Consider the following 16793-nt stretch of genomic DNA (forward strand, 5'->3'; position numbering starts at 1 on the left):
ATATCCCTCTATTCTTCAATTTTTTTAACTACAAGATGAACTCCTTCAATGGCAACTATTTCACAATAATCTCCTTCGCTAATAACAGCGTTATCAAGACTTGTTGCTGGCCATGAAGTTGACATAACTTTTACTTCACCTTTATTATCAGCTGTGATGGTTTTAGTTACTAAACCATGTTTACCAATCACACGATCGACATTAGTTTTTTCAATGTTTGTTCGTAAATATTTTTTAGCTATAGGTCGTACTATTATAATTGTAAAAATACTAACAATTGCAAATAATACGATTTGAATCGTTTGACTAGCACCTAATAGACAGGCAATCAAAGAAACAATACCACCAGCAGCAAACCAGATACTAACTAAATCAGTTGTAAGGATTTCGATTATCGCAGCGACAATGGTAATTCCTAACCAGATTGGTATCATTTATCTTCCCCTCCTTTACAGATTAACTAATAGAATTTGATGGACAACATCAAACTTTGCTGTAAATTTAACACACTTATTATTTTCCAAATCAAAGCCATAACTATTAGCTAAATCACTTATAAAATTTTTGTTTGAAATACGGCCATAGCTTTTTCCAATAGAAATTCGATGCAATTGATCTTCAGGGTATATTTGCTCGTTAATTTCTTTCTTTTTTACTGGCTTAATTCCTAAAACATTATTTTTTCGATCAATTCCTAATAAAACATATTCCACATCTTCAAAATGACGACATGCCGCTTTATTTAATGTTAAGTTTGTACTATAGATAGTAACTGTTTTTTTGGCAATATCATTAGTTGACCATTCAAATTCCATAAGTATCATCCTTTCTATTAATATTATATTATAAAAATTATTTTTATTCAATAATATTACATTATAAAATCAAAAATATAATTAACTATTATAACATGATTTTTTAAATTGAACACAAAAAATCTATTTTTATCCCATTAAATCAAAATAATATTATAAAGACAAAGGTAATTAGTCATAGTATATCTAGTTAAATTTTGTCAAAATTAATAGTATGACTACTGCTATAAATTAGGGATTATAGTCTTTTACAACTATGGGCGATTGGGGTATAATGACTTAGAGGTGTAATATGAAAAAATTAATTAAATTAACAATGATGTTCATTTTGGCAATTACAGTAGCGGGTTGTCAAGAAAAACGAGAATATACCGATACTTATACGCTACATTATTTTTATTTAGAAAGCTGTCCTAATTGTCAAAATTTTACCGAAAATGGTTTACCACTAATTGAAGAAGAGTTTGGTGATCATATGAAAATTGTTAAGTACAATATGGATGATCGTAATACTATTAATGAAGTAAAAGCAGCCTATGATAATTTTGTTAATAATATTATTGATTTTAATCAAGACGATTATGGTTTTGGTCCATTTTTAGTTTTAGAAGGGTACTATGCTCAATTAGGGGTTGAAGATGTTGATAAATACTTAGACAATCTAATTGCTGCGGTATCAGGAGAAAAATTAAGTGAACCTGGCGAAATTGAAACATATTATTATTTCAATGACGGATTAGTCAAATCAGAAAATTAAGGAGGAATATGACATGGCAACACCACATAATCAAGCCAATCCTGGTGAAATTGCTAAAACAGTTTTAATGCCTGGAGATCCTTTACGGGCTAAGTTTTTAGCAAATACTTATTTAGAAAATGTTAAGGAATTTAATACTGTTCGTAATATGTTAGGTTATACAGGAACATATAAAGGAAAAGAGGTTTCAATAATGGGTTCTGGTATGGGAATGCCTTCAATGGGAATCTATTGTCATGAATTGTATAGCCAATATGGGGTAGAAAGCATTATTCGAATCGGTTCATGCGGTTCTTTGAAAAAGGATATTAAATTAAGAGATATTATTATTGTTCAAGGTGCTTGTACGGATTCTAATTTTGCTCATCAATATGAATTGCCGGGTACTTATAGTGCTATTTCTAGTTTTGATTTATTAGAAAAAGCGGTTAATGAAGCCCGTAAAAGAGATGCAGTATTTCATGTTGGGAATGTTATTTCATCAGATATTTTTTATCATGCTGACAAAGATAGCGGCGCTAAATGGGCTTCAATGGGATGTTTAGGAGTAGAAATGGAGTCTTATGCACTATTTGCAACTGCAGCTTATTTTAATAAAAAAGCGATTACTTTATTAACAGTTTCTGATTCTTTGGTAAGTGATGAAATCACAACTGCTAAAGAAAGAGAAAAAACATTTACTACCATGATGGAAATTGCTTTGGAGATTGCTTAATGAAACAAAAATTTGCCTTTTTTGATTTTGATGATACTTTAATTCATGGCGATTCAGGACGGGCCTTACTTGGCTATTATTTAAAAAAACATCCCTTAGCTTTTTGGCGTTTGTTTAAAGTTGGGATTTTGTTTGTTTTATATTTAATAGGTATTGTGAGTTTTCAAAAGGCTAAAAGTGCCTGGTTATTTCCGATGGATAAATTAAATGATGATGAAATTAATGATTTTTATCAAAAATGTTTAGTTCCGCTCTATTATGATAATGTAATTAAGGAATTAAAACAAAAAAAAGAAGCTGGATATTTAGTGTATATTTGTTCAGCTTCAATAGAGGGATATTTACGGTTTTGTGATTTACCAGTTGATGGGATTTTAGGAACTAAGACAAAAATAGTTAATGGTAAATATACAAGTGAAATGATCGGTAAAAATTGTAAAGATGAAGAAAAAGTAATTCGTTTAAATGAGGTTATTAATAAGTTAGGGGTAGAAATTGATTATGATAATTCGTATGCTTATTCTGATTCTACTCATGATATTCCAATGTTGAAAATGGTTAAAAACCGCATTAGAATTAATAAAAAAAATGGAGAAATGACTCCATTTATATTCGAGGAGTAAAGGCTCCTCTTTTTTAATGTCCATCTAAATCGGTAAATAATAACATAATGTTAATAATACCGGCAATTCCAACTAGAATATATATTAACATTGATAAAAAGCTATCAACACCAAATAATGTATCAACTAAGTTGAAATTAAATAAACCAATTAAACCCCAGTTAATGGCACCGATAATTGTTAATGTTAATGCTATCTTTTGTAATATATTCATTATTTAAATCCTCCTTATTAAATTCTATCCAATCTAAAGTTCTTTATACATATTCTTGTAATTTTTACATATTTTATTAGTGGGGGTGTGAATTTGAAAAAAATTTATATTGGTATAGGTGCTATTGTAGTTGTAATCATTGCCACGTTGATCTTTTTTAAATTTAAAGATACATCATTAGATAAAACGATTGAAAAGGTAAAGGCTTATGATAAATATACGCTTACTTGTAATATGGAAATGGTAGAAAATGATGAGTTAAAAAGTTATCTGGTTAATGTAAGTTATTTAAATGAAGATAAAAATGAATATTATAAGGTTGAATTATATGATAAAGCGTTGAATCAATCACAAATAATTATTAAAAATAGTGATGGTGTTTTTGTTTTAACACCAACGTTAAATCAAATTTTTAAGTTTCAAAGTGAGTGGCCTAATAATTCTCCTAAACCATACATTTATCAATCATTGATCGAATTATTAGAAACGGGCGAAGTAGAAAAAATTAAAGATGGTTATCAAGTAAAATGTGAAGTTCAATATCCTAATGATTCTAGAGTGGTTGGACAAGAAATGATTTTTGATAAATCACTAGCACCAAAACAAGTGACAGTTTTAGATAGTGAGGATGCTGAAATTATAACTGCAGAATTTACGGAGTTTAAAACTGATGTAAATCTATCTAAAGATAATTTTAATGAAAAAGAAGTCTTACAAAATAGTAAAAGTGAGTATTCAAGTGCTAGTAGTGAACTACCATTATATCCAATTGCTTTAATGGGTAGTACTTTAGATAGTGAAGAAGTATCAACGATAGATGGAACAACTAATCATATTTTAAAATTTACTGGAGATAAAAACTTTACTGTTATTGAAACACCAGTAGCGGCAAGTGATGAGATCGTTGTTGAAACAATTGAAGGTGAAGCGATTGATTTAGTTGATGGGGTTGCCTTTTATAATGAAGGTGAATTAACGATGATGAAATCAGGAATATTATGCAAAGTGTATTCACAGGATTTGAATAAAGATGAGATGGTAAATGTAATTAGCAGTATGCAAACTTCAAGTTTGAAATAGGGGCAAATGCCTCTACTACATATTTTGGAAAATGTTTGAATTATAATAGAGATTGGATTATACTAGAGGGTGCAAAGGAGTAAATTATGAATTTATATCGTGATACATATGCCCAAATTAATTTAAAATATTTAAAAAATAATATTGAAACAACATATAAAAAATTTAAACGACCTTTAATGGCGGTAATCAAAGCAGATGCTTATGGTCATGGTTATCGTGAGGTTGCTAAATATATAAATGATATTGATTATATAGAGATGTTTGCTGTGGCAACATTGCCAGAAGCTATTGAGTTGCGGGAACTAGGAATCAAAAAAGGAATATTGATTTTAGGAGCAGTACCAACATTAAAAGAAGAAATTGATTTAGCAATTAAATATGATATTACTTTAACGATGATATCATTAGAGTACATGCATCATTTAGCTTCGTTAATTGAAGATAAACCGCTTAAAGTCCATATTAAATTAGATACTGGTATGCATCGTATTGGACTTACAAGCAAAGAAGAATTAGAAGAGCTATTAGCAACGATTGATCGTGATAAGTTTATTTTAGATGGTATTTTTACCCACTATGCGACAGCTGATGGGGAAAAAGAGGCTTTTGATAAACAGCGAGCATTATTCTATGAATTGGTAAAAGACCATGAATTTAAATATATTCATTGTTGTAATAGTGCGGCAATGACATACCATCATGATACTGGTTCGAATTTAGGGAGAATTGGTATTGTAATGTATGGATTGGATCCAGCTGGAAATGAAACTGATGAGTATAAACAAGTAATGTCATTATATTCTAAAGTATCAATGGTTAAACTTATTAAAAAAGGTGAGCGAGTAGGTTATGGGTTAACTTACCGAGCTGAAAATGATGAATATATTGCGACAGTTCCAATTGGTTATGCTGATGGTTTGATTCGTAAAAATCAAGGACGTAAAGTATATATTAATGGTAATTATTATGAAATCGTAGGTCGTATTTGTATGGATCAAATGATGGTTAGAGTTGATGAAACAGTTCATTCTGGTGACCAGGTCGAAATATTTGGTGATCATATTTCTTTAGCGAGCATGGCTAAAGATTTAGAGACAATACCATATGAGATTGTTTGTTTAATTTCTAAAAGAGTTGAACGCGTTTATATAAAATAAAGATGATAAGCAGATAAATTAATCTGCTTTTTATAATGAAAAGGAGCGAAGATAATGAATAAAATACCTGCTCCTAATGAAATATTTCCTAATGAATATAAAACATCATGTTTCATTAAAAATGTAATAACAGCACCTAATATTATAGTAGGTGATTATACATATTATGATGATGCCTTGCCCCAACTGAATTTGAGAAAAATAATGTTTTATTTAATTATCCGGAATTTGGAGATAAGTTAATTATTGGTAAGTTTTGTTCAATTGCTTCAGGAACTAAATTTATTATGGGTTCTGCTAATCATCGATTTGGCAGTGTTACTACTTACCCATTTAATGTTTTTGGTGGCAGTTGGCAAGAAAATACGCCAGATCATATGTCACAATTGCCTTTTAAAGGTGACATCGTTATTGGTAATGATGTTTGGATTGGTCGTGAAAGCATTATTATGCCAGGTGTAAAAATTGGTGATGGGGCCATTATTGCAGCGTATTCAGTTGTTACTAAAGATGTTGAACCTTATAGTGTCGTTGGTGGAAATCCAGCCCGCTTTATTAAAAAAAGATTTAATGATGAATTGATTGAATTGTTGTTAGAGTTTAAATGGTGGGATTTATCGCCAGAAAAGTTAGTTACGGTTTTACCGTTGCTTTGTGATTTTGATTTGGAAAAAGTAACTAAAAAGATAAAAGAAATAATTGAGCAGTAATAAAAAAGTTACAATGAAAAATGAAATGAACCCGATTATTTAAATAAAGGAAGTTCATTTCAAAACCATTGTAACTTTTTTATTCAAACAGCTTTGATAATCGATAATATGATAATGAACCTGATTTACTTGATTCAACTTTACCATCTTTATAAACAATTGTTTGTGGTACAGTGGCATCAGTAATGTCAAGTTTTTCTTCTAACCAGTTTGCATAATCAGTATCTTCAGAAATATCAACATAATATAAAGTATCCCCAAGATGTTCTTGCAAGTATTGACTCATAGTTTGTTGATATGATTGAGTTGTAGTGTCAGTATTATTACCAATAACGACAACGAAACTATCATCATCCTTAACTTTTTCTACTAGTTCGCTTTGAGAGATAGTTGTATAGTCGTTAAAAAAGATATTATGGTAAACATAAAGCCCGATAAAAACAACTAATACAATTCCAAAGACGCTAATTTCTTTCCAAAATTTTTTTATTTTTTTCATAATTAGCCTCCAATAAATACTATTATATAATAACAAAAATATTTATTAAAAACAACTAATAAAAAGGGATATGGCAACCATATCCCTTTAAAATAGTTTTTATTTATGTTTTAATGCATAATTCCATGTGTCACGACACATATCTTCAATTCCTCTAGTTGCAACCCAGTCAAGCTCTTCTTTTGCTCTAGTAGGATCTGCGTAGCAAGTAGCGATATCTCCAGGACGACGATCTTTGATTTCATATTTAACTTTAACGTTATTTACTCGTTCAAAAGTTTTTACTAAATCAAGAACACTATAACCAGTACCAGTACCTAAATTACAAATGTGAACACCAGGGGCTTGATAATGCTCAAGTGCTTTTACATGTCCTTTAGCTAAGTCAACGACATGAATATAATCACGTACCCCAGTACCATCATGAGTATCATAGTCATCACCGAAAACACCTAAACATTCTAATTCACCAGTAGCTACTTTCATGATATATGGCATTAGGTTGTTAGGAATTCCTTTTGGATCTTCACCTAATAAACCAGATTCATGAGCACCGATTGGATTAAAATAACGTAATAGTGATACTGACATATCAGGACAAGCATGTTGGACATCGGTTAAAATTCTTTCCATCATGGCTTTACTAGTACCATAAGGATTAGTAGTATCACCTAATTTACAATCTTCTGTAATTGGTACGGTTTCAGGATCACCGTAAACTGTTGCACTTGATGAAAAGACGATTTGATTAACATGGTATTTTTTCATCATTTTACTAACAATTAATGTAGTCATTAAATTATTAGTATAGTATTCAATTGGTTTTTGAACTGATTCACCAACAGCTTTAAAGGCAGCACAGTGAATAACCGCATCAATTTTATTTTCTTTAAAAACTGCCTCAGTTTTTGCTTCATCTAAAATATTAAATTCATAAAACTTTACTTCTTTTCCCGTAATATCTTTGATATATCCTAATACTTCTGGTTTTGAGTTAGAAAAATCATCAATAACAATGACCTCATGACCAGCTTCTAATAATTCAACACAGATATGGCTACCGATATATCCAGTACCACCAGTAACTAAAACATTCATAAAATACCCCCATCCTTTTTTTTCTATAATAGCATTTTTGTTTCTTTAATTAAAGTATAGAAATGCTATTTTAATCTTATTATTTATTTACAACTTCACGAACAACAGCGTCACTTGCAAATTCATAATCTAAAAATTCCATTTCAAAAACGCCTTGTCCTTGAGTGATTGAACGTAAATCAACAGCGTAATTCATTACTTCGCGCATTGGTGCTTCAGCTACGATTTTAATTAAACCATCACTTAATACATCACTACCGATTACACGAGCTCGTTTAGTATTGAAATTACTCATGATATCACCAGTATAAGCTTCATCAACAATAACTTTCATTTTCATATATGGTTCCAATAAAGCCGGACTAGCTTTAGGAATGGCTTCTTTAAAGCACATCATTGTAGCTGTTTTAAATGCCATTTCTGAAGAGTCAACAGTGTGATAAGAACCATCAACTAAAGTTGCTTTGATACCTAAAACTGGATAACCAGCTAATACCCCGCTTTTAACGCTTTCTGCCAAACCTTTTTCAACTGCAGGGAAATATGATTTAGGGACAGCCCCACCAAATACTTTTTCATCGAATACATATGATTCGTCATAATTATGAGTTGGTTCAAATGTGATTTCAACTTCACCAAATTGACCATGACCACCAGATTGTTTTTTGAAGCGAGTTCTTTGGGTAACAGATTTTTTGATTGTTTCCCGATATGGAATTTTAATATCTTCTAATGTTGCTTCAACTTTGAATTTATTTTTTAATTTATTTAACATTGTATCAAGATGAATGTCACCAATACCATAAATACATTGTTGTTTAGTTTCGCTGTTGCTATTGAATTTTAATGTTAAGTCTTCTTCTAACAATTTATTAATAGCATTAGCAATCTTTTCTTCATTGCTTTTTCCTACCGGTACGATGGCTTTTCCATAGTATGGAGTAGAGAATTCAATTTCAGGAACAATAATCTGGTAACCAGCAATACATAATGTATCATTAGTTTTTGAATATGATAATTTAGTTAATGCTCCAATATCACCTGCATGTAAGCAATCAACAGGAACTAATTCTTTTCCAATTGGCTGATATAATTTAGATATTTTTTCAACTTCTTTTTCTTTAACGTTATATAATGAACTACCGCTATAGACTGTACCAGTTACTACTTTAAATAATGATGTTCTTCCGACAAATGGATCGGCAACTGTTTTAAAAATAAAGATACTAGCTGGTAAGCTTTCATCAAAACCTATTATTTCTTCTTCATCTTTATCGATATTTTTTACGATTAAAGAGTTGCTCATATCACCAGCTGCACTAAAGAAAGCAACCATTGAGTTTAAAATTATTTGAATTCCGATTTGATCAGTTCCACATAAAACAGGAATTAAGTTTTTAGACATAACCCCTTGACGTAAAGCTAATGAGATTTCATCTTTAGTAAATGGTTCTTCATTAATGTATTTTTCTAATAGTTCATCGCTTGTATTAGCAACAGCTTCATCAATCATTTCTTTGATTGGTAAGATTTCATCCATTAAATCTTCAGGAATATCACCTGGGATAGTATGATCGCCATCAAAGATACGTCCTTCCATTTTAGCGACGTTGACATAACCAATCATTTTATTATTTTCCATGATTGGAACCTGAATAGGAGCGATGATTTTACCATAGGTATCTTTTAATTGTTGTAACTTAGTTGGATAATCACTATTAGGGTTATCTAAGCCATTAATATAAATTATTTTAGCTTTGTCACGAGCTTTATACATTGCTTGTTTAGTACCAGCGCTAATTCCAGGTGTTGCTGGATCAATTATTAATGCTGATTCGCAAACACTTAAAGCAGCTTCGCATTCTCCTACGAAATCAAATGTACCAGGAACATCGATTAAATTAATTTTACAGTTATTCCACTCAACCGGAATGATGGATAAATTAACAGATGATTTTCTGTTGATTTCTTCGTCACTGTAATCACTTATGGTGTTTCCTTCATTAATAGTTCCGGCTCGTTTAATTAAACCGCTACGATAGGCCATAGCTTCAATGATACTGGTTTTACCACAACCAGAATGACCTAACACGGCAACGTTACCGATTTCATTTGCATGATAAGTTCTCATAAAATACCACCTTTCTATAAAAAAACGAACTTCTTATATCTATTTTATCATATTGTTAGTAAAAAAAACTATATTAAGGTACTAAGAATTTAATTATTTTTAGTAAATATTTTAGTTACTAGTAATAAATGATAAAATTTAATGGAAAAATAGTGGGTAAAAGGGGAAAGAAAAAGAAATTTAGAAAAAAATAAAAAAATATTAACAAAAGTATTGACCTATTTAAAATCTTTTGGTATATTATAGCAGTACCGTTCGAGGAGGTTTAGCTCAGTTGGGAGAGCATCTGCCTTACAAGCAGAGGGTCAGCGGTTCGAGCCCGTTAACCTCCACCATTAAAAAAGAAGAAAAGCCGGCTTAGCTCAATTGGTAGAGCAACTGACTTGTAATCAGTAGGTTGAGGGTTCAAGTCCTTTAGCCGGCACCATGATGGAGGAGTAGCGAAGTGGCTAAACGCGGCTGACTGTAACTCAGTTCCTTTCGGTTCGGTGGTTCGAATCCGCCCTCCTCCACCATACTAAAATTGGGGTATAGCCAAGCGGTAAGGCAACAGACTTTGACTCTGTCATCTCCCTGGTTCGAATCCAGGTACCCCAGCCAAGATGACCCGCTAGCTCAGTCGGTAGAGCATCTGACTTTTAATCAGAGGGTCAGGCGTTCGAATCGCCTGCGGGTCACCATTTCAATTAAATTGCCCAGGTGGCGAAACTGGTAGACGCACAGGACTTAAAATCCTGCGGACCTCAAAATCCGTGCCGGTTCGATTCCGGCCCTGGGCACCATGATTGCGGGTGTAGTTCAATGGTAGAACTTCAGCCTTCCAAGCTGACTACGTGGGTTCGATTCCCATCACCCGCTCCATTTGAATACAACTTACGGACTGTAAAAAGTTCGTAAGTTTTTATTTTATATAAATATTAAACTTTAATGTTCTCTTTCTAGGAAGGAGGACATTTTTTATGCTTGAATTTAAAACTATAGAAGAATTTAAACCTAACCCAAAAATAATAGAACTTATTAAAAACTACACTTGCAAAACTAAAAAAGGAAAAATTAAAGTTCTTCTACATACTAATTTACAGGTTATAGAACCAACTGAATATCTAATTACATATCCTATTAATCTTACTATACTTGAATACAAAGTAAATGAAATAAGTAATAAACCATTTTACATTAAAGAACATAATGCAAAATATAACTTAAAAGAAATAGAAAATATTATAAAAAAATACAAATATTAAATTTTTTTGAAAACACACTTCGTAAAAGTGCCTTTTAGTGAGGAAATATATGAAGGAATTAATCTTTTCAAAATTAAAGGGGTATATTTTTGCTTTTAAGTTAGGAAACATATGAGAGGATTAATTTTTTTTGAAATTCTGTCTGCTTTTTTGAGTTTTAGTTAGGAAACATATGAGAAGATTAATTTTTTTAAAAATCTAGGTTGCCATTTTAAACTTAAGTGAGGAAACAAGTGAGAGGAATATTAATCCTTCTCAAAAATGAAGAAAGGAGGAATTTTATGAGATGTGGTGTTTATGTAAGAGTTAGTACAGATGATCAAAGAGATAATGGTTATTCTATTGATTCACAACTTAGAATGATTAAAGAGTATTGTGAAAAGAATGATTATAGTATAGTTGATGTTTATAACGATGCAGGTCATTCAGGCAAAGATTTAATGAGACCAGAAATGCAAAGATTACTTACTGATATAAAATCTAAAAAGATTGATAAATTAATTGCTATTAAAGTAGATAGACTTACAAGAAATAATTATGATGGATTTTGGCTTTTAAATTACTGTGAAGAACACGATGTTAAAATTGAATTAATATTAGAACCCTACGATGTATCTACTGCTAATGGTGAAATGATATTTGGAATGAACTTAGTATTCGGTCAACGAGAAAGAAAAGAAATTGGAGCAAGAACAAAAAGAGCTATGGAAGAAATGGCTTTAGAAAAAATACACCCTAGTAAAGCACCTTATGGCTATGTTAGAAATAAAAATACTGGTCATTTAGAAATAGAACCTATTGAATCACAAGTAGTTAAAGAAATATTTGAACTATGCAAACAAGGACATTCAACAAGAAATATAGCAACTATTATGCACAATAATAATGCTTGCTTAAAACAAGGAAAATGGTTATCAGATAGAGTTTATAAAATACTTACTAATTCAATTTATATTGGAATATTTGAATATGGGAAGTATAAAAGAAAACCTCAAGATGTTTTAAGAGTTGAAAATTATTGTGAACCAATTATTGATATAAATACTTGGAATGCAACTAGAAATGTATTAGTTAAAAATAAACATTCTAATTATGGGGAACACATTCATTTGTTTTCAGGATTAGTTAAATGCCCTTTATGTGGAGAGATTATGAGTTCATCAGAATCGTTTAAATATCCTAATGGAAAACAAAAAGTATATTACCATTTAAGATGTAAAAACACTAATTGTAAAGGTTATGGATATCATTACAATACCGAAAAAATAGAAATAAAATTAAAAAGAATATTAGAAGAATTAACAATATTTATGCTTTCTATGGATAATGAAATTATCACTTGTAATTCTACTAAAAGTAATGATGTAAAAGAAATAGAAAAAGCTATTGAAAAATTAAAAGTGCAAGAAAAAAGATTAGTTGATTTATATTTAAGTTCTACTTTGGATGTAGAAACAATTAACCACAAAAATGAAGTAATAAAAAAAGAAATAGATAAATTAACTAAAAAGAAAACTACTCTTGATCCAGATAACTCTTCAAAAGAATATACAATAGAACTTGTTAAAAAACTAGATTGTATTGAAGAAAATGATAATCTAATTTTTACAAATATTAAAAATATAGGTTTTACTTTTCTTTATGATTTACTAACAAGAAAAGCAAAACGAGATTTAATTCATAGACTTATATCTCAAATAGAAATAACTAGAGATAAAAATTATAACATTGATATTAAAAATATAAAATTTACAGATGAACTAATAACAAAAAGCAATAAAGAATATATAAAATATCTTAATAAAATTATGGAAAACAATAATATTGGTATCAAATTTTATAAAGAAATTAACAAAGAAAAATTAAAAAATATAGAATTAGATTATGATATTTTATCTATAAAAAAAATGAAATTAAATAAATATTCAAATGAATTTTTAGAATATTTTATGTCAAAATCAAGAGAACATTTATATGTTGATGGCATTATTAGTTGCCCTTATGTCGAAGAAAACAAATTAAAAGATATTTTAATATTAGTACCTAAAAAAGATATTGCAGTCACAAATTAAATAAAGAAATGGAGAGATGAAAATGAAATTAATTTATACACGAAATGGAGATTATTTATTTCCAAACTTAACTATAAAAAATCAAAGTACTAATGGAATAAACAAATATGGATATTTAAGATTACGCTATTTGAAAGAAAATAAAAAAGCACTTTATACCACACTTTTAATGACTAATGAACTTACTAATCATCTTATTTCAGTCAGTAAAAATAGTGAAGATAGATTACAAATATTAATGGAAAATTACAAAAATTCAGATAAAAAACTATCTGAAAAAAATAAAGAGATTAATCATATAAAATGGTCAAAACTTATGAACAATTACAAAAATAAGGCTGAAGAAATTATATTAAATGATCTTGTTTTTATATAAACAGAGGTTAAAAAAGAGGAAAAAATTATAAAAATAATTTGATCCTCTTTTTATATTTTATTTAATGTGGGAGTAATTTTATTGTCTAGCCAGCACTGAATTTATACTCCCGTATAAATTCTACTATGGGAAATCCCAAACCCTTATATTAAAAAATAAAATTAATTATAAAAAAAGAGCCTATCATTTCTGATAAGCCCATAAATTGTCTGCTTAATAAATTGTAATTTTAGTGAATAGTAACTTAATTTTCTTTTTTATTAAACATATGGCGTACTTTATCTATTCGATTATTTGGTCTACGTGATTGAATAACTGGTTCACAAGTAGCAATTTGATAATCTTTTAATTCTGTCAAAAAAACTGCTTGCCCATTTGTATATAGAGTTAAAGTATTACGATATTCATTAATACAACGTACAGGAATATGTCCTGTAAAAATAACTTCATCATTTTTTGATTGACTTGTTTCAATTATTGCACAATGTTTTTGTGCATCTTTATATGCACGAGAAAAGTATCCCTCTGGTGTAAAAAGTATAAACGAAAGATATGGCTCTAATAATTGCGTTCCCGCTTTTTTCAATGTTTGTTCAAGTACAATTGGGGCAAGAAAGCGAAAATCCGAGGGAGTACTAACAGGGCTATAATAAACACCATATTCAAAACATATTTTACAATCTGTCACTTTCCAACCATACAATCCTTGCTCCAGTCCATAATTAATACCTTCTCTTACTGCATTTTGAAAACTTTGATTTAAATAACCGAGTGAAACTTTGCTTTCGTACTGTATTCCAGTGCCAATTGGAAGTGGAGTTATTGATAATCCAATTGATGCCCAAAATGGATTTGGTGGTACTTCAATATGAATAGTATAATCTGCCTTTTGTAATGGCTTTTCCAAATAAATTACGGTTGGATCTTCGATTCTTATGTTTATGTGATATTTTTCAATCAACAGAGAACAGATAACTTCTAACTGCACTGTTCCTAAAAAAGAAATGATGATTTCATGTGTTATCGTATCAACATAATAACGTAAAAGAGGATCAGTATCTGCAATTTCTGTAAGAGCATCCAATAATTTTTCTCTCTCTTCTATTTTTATCGGTTCAATTCTTGTTCGTAGTATTGGTACAGTCTTGTCATTCCATACATTGCATGGCAAAATCTTTTCATTTCCTATAATATCGTTCAATCTTAATGTATTGTTAGGTATAATAAAAATATCTCCAGAACAAACTATTTTTGTCTGTATCATTTCCCCATTTGAAGGAATATATATTTCTGTAAGTTTCATTTTCTTTTTTTCTGGCAACATAATTGTATCTCGTAAGTGTAATGTTCCACTATAAAGACGCAAATAAACTAATCTTTGCTTATGGTCTGTATATTCAATTTTAAAAACTCTTCCACATAGTTCTGAATCATTCTCATTCATTTCAGAACAAAAAAGATTTGAAATAGCTTCGATAAGTTGTTGAGTCCCTATATTATTTCTAGCACTTCCATGGTATATAGGAAACAACGAACCTTTTTTAACACACCTATATTCTTCATACATTAATTCTTGTATAGTCAATTTTTCTCCTACAATATATTTTTCTAAAAGTTTATCATTTTTGGAAATTACAGGATCCCAATCATCTAAATCAATGATATTTTTAATTGATATTTCTGGAGTTAATGTTACATTTTGCATAACAATAATATCATTTGAAAGTTTTTCTTTGATATTTTGATAAATATTATTTAAGTTAATTCCATCCTGATCTATTTTATTTATAAAAATAATTGTTGGTATATTCATTTTTTGAAGTGCATGGAATAGTATTCGGGTTTGTGCTTGTACACCATCTTTAGCAGAAATTACTAAAATTGCTCCATCAAGAACAGATAAGGAACGATACACTTCTGTTATAAAATCTGTATGTCCAGGAGTATCTACAATATTGATTTTGTAGTCATTCCAATTAAAAGAAGTAACTGCTGCCTGAATTGTGATTCCACGCTGACGTTCTAAAAACATAGTATCTGTCCTTGTTGTTCCCTTATCTACACTGCCTAATTCTAAAATTGCTCCACTTGTATAAAGCAGACTTTCCGTTAAGGTCGTCTTTCCTGCATCTACATGAGCAAGAATACCAATGTTGATTATTTTCATGGAATTTCCCTCTCTACAAATTTATCTTTTAACTTAAAATCAATATTTGCTAATTTTGTTCTTTTAAACTATTCTCAAAATCAATTATCCACTTTTCTAATGTTTCTGCTAATGCTAATTGTTGTTTGAACATTTGTTTTCCAACATTAGGAATATGTTGTCTATGAGAACGTCTTTCATTTAGTAATTCTTTTAATTCTAATATCTTTGATTTTATATTAGAAACAAGAATCTGTTTTTGTTCATCATCTACTAAATCTAAATTCGTGATAATAACATTAAAATCCAAATATAGACTAACATCAGAATTTGAAATATCATTCATAAGTTTATTAAAATAATCATTACCTTTGTTAGTAATAGTATATATTGCTTTATCTGGCATATTTCCCTCTTTCTCTTTATGGCTAACAATATATTCTTTTGATTCTAATTGTAATACTTTCTTATAAATAGACTGTTCACTAATTTTTACCCATCTTGGTATATTACGATATTCTATATTTTTTTTAATATCATAAGCACTTTGTGATTTTTGTTTAATAAGTCCTAATAATACCAAATCTATATTTGACATAATCTCTACTCCTTACTTAATATAATCTGTAACGCCAAGTCTATTTCCAAATGGATCTTCAAACTCGACTGCATTACCAGTTCCAATTTTAAAAGGCTCACTCAAAAATTTTATATCATTATTCAACATTTCTTTATAGAAGATTGCAACATCTTCTACTTCAAACCATATTGTAGGCTTTAAATTCTCAAATTTATTTTTGTCTTTTAAAATTATTGCAGGTTCTTCATTTCCAATATTATAAGCAACCATTCCCTTATCAGAGAAATCAAATTTCTTTTTTAACCCCAATATTTCCTCATAGTATCTTTTTGCTTCTTCCATATTATCTACAGGAAGAAAATAATTGTCATAATTTTTCATATATTTAATGTCCTCCTTTCTACTATAAACTACACTACTATATTTTATAGTAGTTATCGTTAAAAGTCAATATATAATAAAAAAATAGATTAGTTGCACTGAACTAATTTATTTGTATAACTGCCTGTCGTACAAAAAAGACTGTCATTACTGACAATCTTTTTGGTAAATTACTATTTATCATCTTAATTT

At 29.5% G+C, this 16793-nt stretch carries 17 protein-coding genes, 7 tRNA genes and 1 pseudogene; 16 read left to right on the top strand and 9 right to left on the bottom strand.

The window, feature by feature from the left end; all coding sequences use genetic code 11:
• Positions 1 to 8: 8 nt before the first annotated feature.
• Together ABGT36_RS02060 and ABGT36_RS02065 are read right to left on the bottom strand one after the other, a co-directional pair.
• Entirely contained in the window at positions 9 to 434 is a 426-nt protein-coding gene (locus ABGT36_RS02060; RefSeq protein ID WP_087300030.1) for an NfeD family protein, read from the bottom strand.
• Positions 435 to 449: 15 nt separating this feature from the next.
• Positions 450 to 815 (bottom strand): hypothetical protein, encoded by a 366-nt coding sequence (locus ABGT36_RS02065; protein WP_346676536.1) that lies wholly within the window; start codon positions 813 to 815, stop codon positions 450 to 452.
• Positions 816 to 1107: 292 nt separating this feature from the next.
• On the opposite strand from ABGT36_RS02065, the gene ABGT36_RS02070 reads away from it, so the two are divergent.
• From ABGT36_RS02070 to ABGT36_RS02080, 3 genes are read left to right on the top strand one after another with little or no spacing between them, the layout of a single operon-like run.
• The gene (locus ABGT36_RS02070) at positions 1108 to 1572 is read left to right on the top strand and encodes a hypothetical protein (protein ID WP_087300034.1); all 465 of its coding nucleotides are present in this window, start codon (positions 1108 to 1110) and stop codon (positions 1570 to 1572) included.
• A 13-nt stretch (positions 1573 to 1585) separates the two neighbouring features.
• Positions 1586 to 2287, top strand: coding sequence for a purine-nucleoside phosphorylase (gene deoD, locus ABGT36_RS02075; protein ID WP_300080385.1), 702 nt, complete (start codon positions 1586 to 1588; stop codon positions 2285 to 2287).
• Entirely contained in the window at positions 2287 to 2910 is a 624-nt protein-coding gene (locus ABGT36_RS02080; RefSeq protein ID WP_087300038.1) for an HAD family hydrolase, read from the top strand. Before deoD ends, ABGT36_RS02080 begins: the two co-directional genes overlap by 1 nt.
• A gap of 13 nt (positions 2911 to 2923) precedes the next feature.
• On the opposite strand, the gene ABGT36_RS02085 is transcribed toward ABGT36_RS02080, so the two are convergent.
• Positions 2924 to 3124 carry a DUF378 domain-containing protein gene (locus tag ABGT36_RS02085; RefSeq protein WP_087300040.1) on the bottom strand — a complete coding sequence of 67 codons (201 nt, stop codon included), beginning with the start codon at positions 3122 to 3124 and terminating at the stop codon, positions 2924 to 2926.
• Between the two features lie 87 nt (positions 3125 to 3211).
• Here ABGT36_RS02085 and ABGT36_RS02090 point away from each other — a divergent pair, with 87 nt between their 5' ends.
• The 3 genes and pseudogenes from ABGT36_RS02090 (at position 3212) to ABGT36_RS02100 (ending at position 6074) form a co-directional block, all read left to right on the top strand.
• The gene (locus tag ABGT36_RS02090; RefSeq protein ID WP_296884239.1) at positions 3212 to 4204 is read left to right on the top strand and encodes a hypothetical protein; all 993 of its coding nucleotides are present in this window, start codon (positions 3212 to 3214) and stop codon (positions 4202 to 4204) included.
• Positions 4205 to 4290: 86 nt separating this feature from the next.
• Entirely contained in the window at positions 4291 to 5364 is a 1074-nt protein-coding gene (gene alr, locus ABGT36_RS02095) for an alanine racemase (protein ID WP_300080381.1), read from the top strand.
• 54 nt (positions 5365 to 5418) lie between these two features.
• Positions 5419 to 6074 (top strand): annotated as a pseudogene (locus tag ABGT36_RS02100) (CatB-related O-acetyltransferase).
• A 79-nt stretch (positions 6075 to 6153) separates the two neighbouring features.
• Here ABGT36_RS02100 and ABGT36_RS02105 read toward each other — a convergent pair.
• The 3 genes from ABGT36_RS02105 to ABGT36_RS02115 form a co-directional block, all read right to left on the bottom strand.
• A complete protein-coding gene (locus ABGT36_RS02105; protein WP_087372314.1) occupies positions 6154 to 6573 on the bottom strand; it encodes a DUF6568 family protein in 420 nt (139 codons plus the stop codon).
• A 99-nt stretch (positions 6574 to 6672) separates the two neighbouring features.
• Positions 6673 to 7671 (bottom strand): UDP-glucose 4-epimerase GalE, encoded by a 999-nt coding sequence (galE, locus tag ABGT36_RS02110; protein ID WP_087300048.1) that lies wholly within the window; start codon positions 7669 to 7671, stop codon positions 6673 to 6675.
• A 79-nt stretch (positions 7672 to 7750) separates the two neighbouring features.
• Positions 7751 to 9802, bottom strand: coding sequence for an elongation factor G (locus ABGT36_RS02115; RefSeq protein WP_346676540.1), 2052 nt, complete (start codon positions 9800 to 9802; stop codon positions 7751 to 7753).
• Between the two features lie 259 nt (positions 9803 to 10061).
• On the opposite strand from ABGT36_RS02115, the gene ABGT36_RS02120 reads away from it, so the two are divergent.
• The 10 genes from ABGT36_RS02120 to ABGT36_RS02165 all read left to right on the top strand — a co-directional run bounded on the left by ABGT36_RS02120 (position 10062) and on the right by ABGT36_RS02165 (position 13494).
• Positions 10062 to 10137: transfer RNA gene (locus ABGT36_RS02120), tRNA-Val, on the top strand.
• A 16-nt stretch (positions 10138 to 10153) separates the two neighbouring features.
• Positions 10154 to 10229 (top strand) — tRNA-Thr (locus ABGT36_RS02125).
• A 4-nt stretch (positions 10230 to 10233) separates the two neighbouring features.
• Positions 10234 to 10317 (top strand) — tRNA-Tyr (locus ABGT36_RS02130).
• Positions 10318 to 10326: 9 nt separating this feature from the next.
• Positions 10327 to 10402, top strand: a tRNA-Gln gene (locus ABGT36_RS02135).
• Positions 10403 to 10406: 4 nt separating this feature from the next.
• Positions 10407 to 10482, top strand: a tRNA-Lys gene (locus ABGT36_RS02140).
• A gap of 13 nt (positions 10483 to 10495) precedes the next feature.
• Positions 10496 to 10584: transfer RNA gene (locus ABGT36_RS02145), tRNA-Leu, on the top strand.
• 5 nt (positions 10585 to 10589) lie between these two features.
• Positions 10590 to 10663, top strand: a tRNA-Gly gene (locus tag ABGT36_RS02150).
• A gap of 98 nt (positions 10664 to 10761) precedes the next feature.
• Positions 10762 to 11046 (top strand): hypothetical protein, encoded by a 285-nt coding sequence (locus tag ABGT36_RS02155; RefSeq protein ID WP_087303523.1) that lies wholly within the window; start codon positions 10762 to 10764, stop codon positions 11044 to 11046.
• Between the two features lie 281 nt (positions 11047 to 11327).
• On the top strand, positions 11328 to 13118 hold the full coding sequence (locus tag ABGT36_RS02160; protein WP_346676541.1) for a recombinase family protein: 1791 nt from the start codon (positions 11328 to 11330) through the stop codon (positions 13116 to 13118).
• Positions 13119 to 13140: 22 nt separating this feature from the next.
• Positions 13141 to 13494: a TnpV protein gene (locus tag ABGT36_RS02165; RefSeq protein ID WP_158095227.1), complete on the top strand. Its 354-nt coding sequence runs from the start codon at positions 13141 to 13143 to the stop codon at positions 13492 to 13494.
• A gap of 244 nt (positions 13495 to 13738) precedes the next feature.
• On the opposite strand, the gene tet(44) is transcribed toward ABGT36_RS02165, so the two are convergent.
• Genes tet(44) through ABGT36_RS02180 form a run of 3 tightly spaced genes read right to left on the bottom strand, consistent with a single transcriptional unit; the run spans position 13739 to position 16601 of the window.
• The gene (tet(44), locus tag ABGT36_RS02170; RefSeq protein ID WP_087302314.1) at positions 13739 to 15661 is read right to left on the bottom strand and encodes a tetracycline resistance ribosomal protection protein Tet(44); all 1923 of its coding nucleotides are present in this window, start codon (positions 15659 to 15661) and stop codon (positions 13739 to 13741) included.
• A gap of 49 nt (positions 15662 to 15710) precedes the next feature.
• Positions 15711 to 16238: a PadR family transcriptional regulator gene (locus tag ABGT36_RS02175; protein WP_346676542.1), complete on the bottom strand. Its 528-nt coding sequence runs from the start codon at positions 16236 to 16238 to the stop codon at positions 15711 to 15713.
• Positions 16239 to 16250: 12 nt separating this feature from the next.
• A complete protein-coding gene (locus ABGT36_RS02180) occupies positions 16251 to 16601 on the bottom strand; it encodes a VOC family protein (protein WP_087302310.1) in 351 nt (116 codons plus the stop codon).
• Positions 16602 to 16793: the final 192 nt, after the last annotated feature.

Origin of the sequence: Erysipelatoclostridium sp. An173 (genome assembly GCF_963931465.1) — a bacterium.
GTDB lineage: Bacteria > Bacillota_I > Bacilli_A > Erysipelotrichales > Coprobacillaceae > Thomasclavelia > Thomasclavelia merdavium.

Bases quoted from the DNA above. Each gene is read 5' to 3' on its own strand.
- ABGT36_RS02060 (WP_087300030.1), bottom strand. From the start codon at position 434: ATGATACCAATCTGGTTAGGAATTACCATTGTCGCTGCGATAATCGAA.
- ABGT36_RS02065 (WP_346676536.1), bottom strand. From the start codon at position 815: ATGGAATTTGAATGGTCAACTAATGATATTGCCAAAAAAACAGTTACT.
- ABGT36_RS02070 (WP_087300034.1), top strand. From the start codon at position 1,108: ATGAAAAAATTAATTAAATTAACAATGATGTTCATTTTGGCAATTACA.
- deoD (WP_300080385.1), top strand. From the start codon at position 1,586: ATGGCAACACCACATAATCAAGCCAATCCTGGTGAAATTGCTAAAACA.
- ABGT36_RS02080 (WP_087300038.1), top strand. From the start codon at position 2,287: ATGAAACAAAAATTTGCCTTTTTTGATTTTGATGATACTTTAATTCAT.
- ABGT36_RS02085 (WP_087300040.1), bottom strand. From the start codon at position 3,124: ATGAATATATTACAAAAGATAGCATTAACATTAACAATTATCGGTGCC.
- alr (WP_300080381.1), top strand. From the start codon at position 4,291: ATGAATTTATATCGTGATACATATGCCCAAATTAATTTAAAATATTTA.
- ABGT36_RS02105 (WP_087372314.1), bottom strand. From the start codon at position 6,573: ATGAAAAAAATAAAAAAATTTTGGAAAGAAATTAGCGTCTTTGGAATT.
- galE (WP_087300048.1), bottom strand. From the start codon at position 7,671: ATGAATGTTTTAGTTACTGGTGGTACTGGATATATCGGTAGCCATATC.
- ABGT36_RS02115 (WP_346676540.1), bottom strand. From the start codon at position 9,802: ATGAGAACTTATCATGCAAATGAAATCGGTAACGTTGCCGTGTTAGGT.
- ABGT36_RS02155 (WP_087303523.1), top strand. From the start codon at position 10,762: ATGCTTGAATTTAAAACTATAGAAGAATTTAAACCTAACCCAAAAATA.
- ABGT36_RS02160 (WP_346676541.1), top strand. From the start codon at position 11,328: ATGAGATGTGGTGTTTATGTAAGAGTTAGTACAGATGATCAAAGAGAT.
- ABGT36_RS02165 (WP_158095227.1), top strand. From the start codon at position 13,141: ATGAAATTAATTTATACACGAAATGGAGATTATTTATTTCCAAACTTA.
- ABGT36_RS02175 (WP_346676542.1), bottom strand. From the start codon at position 16,238: ATGTCAAATATAGATTTGGTATTATTAGGACTTATTAAACAAAAATCA.
- ABGT36_RS02180 (WP_087302310.1), bottom strand. From the start codon at position 16,601: ATGAAAAATTATGACAATTATTTTCTTCCTGTAGATAATATGGAAGAA.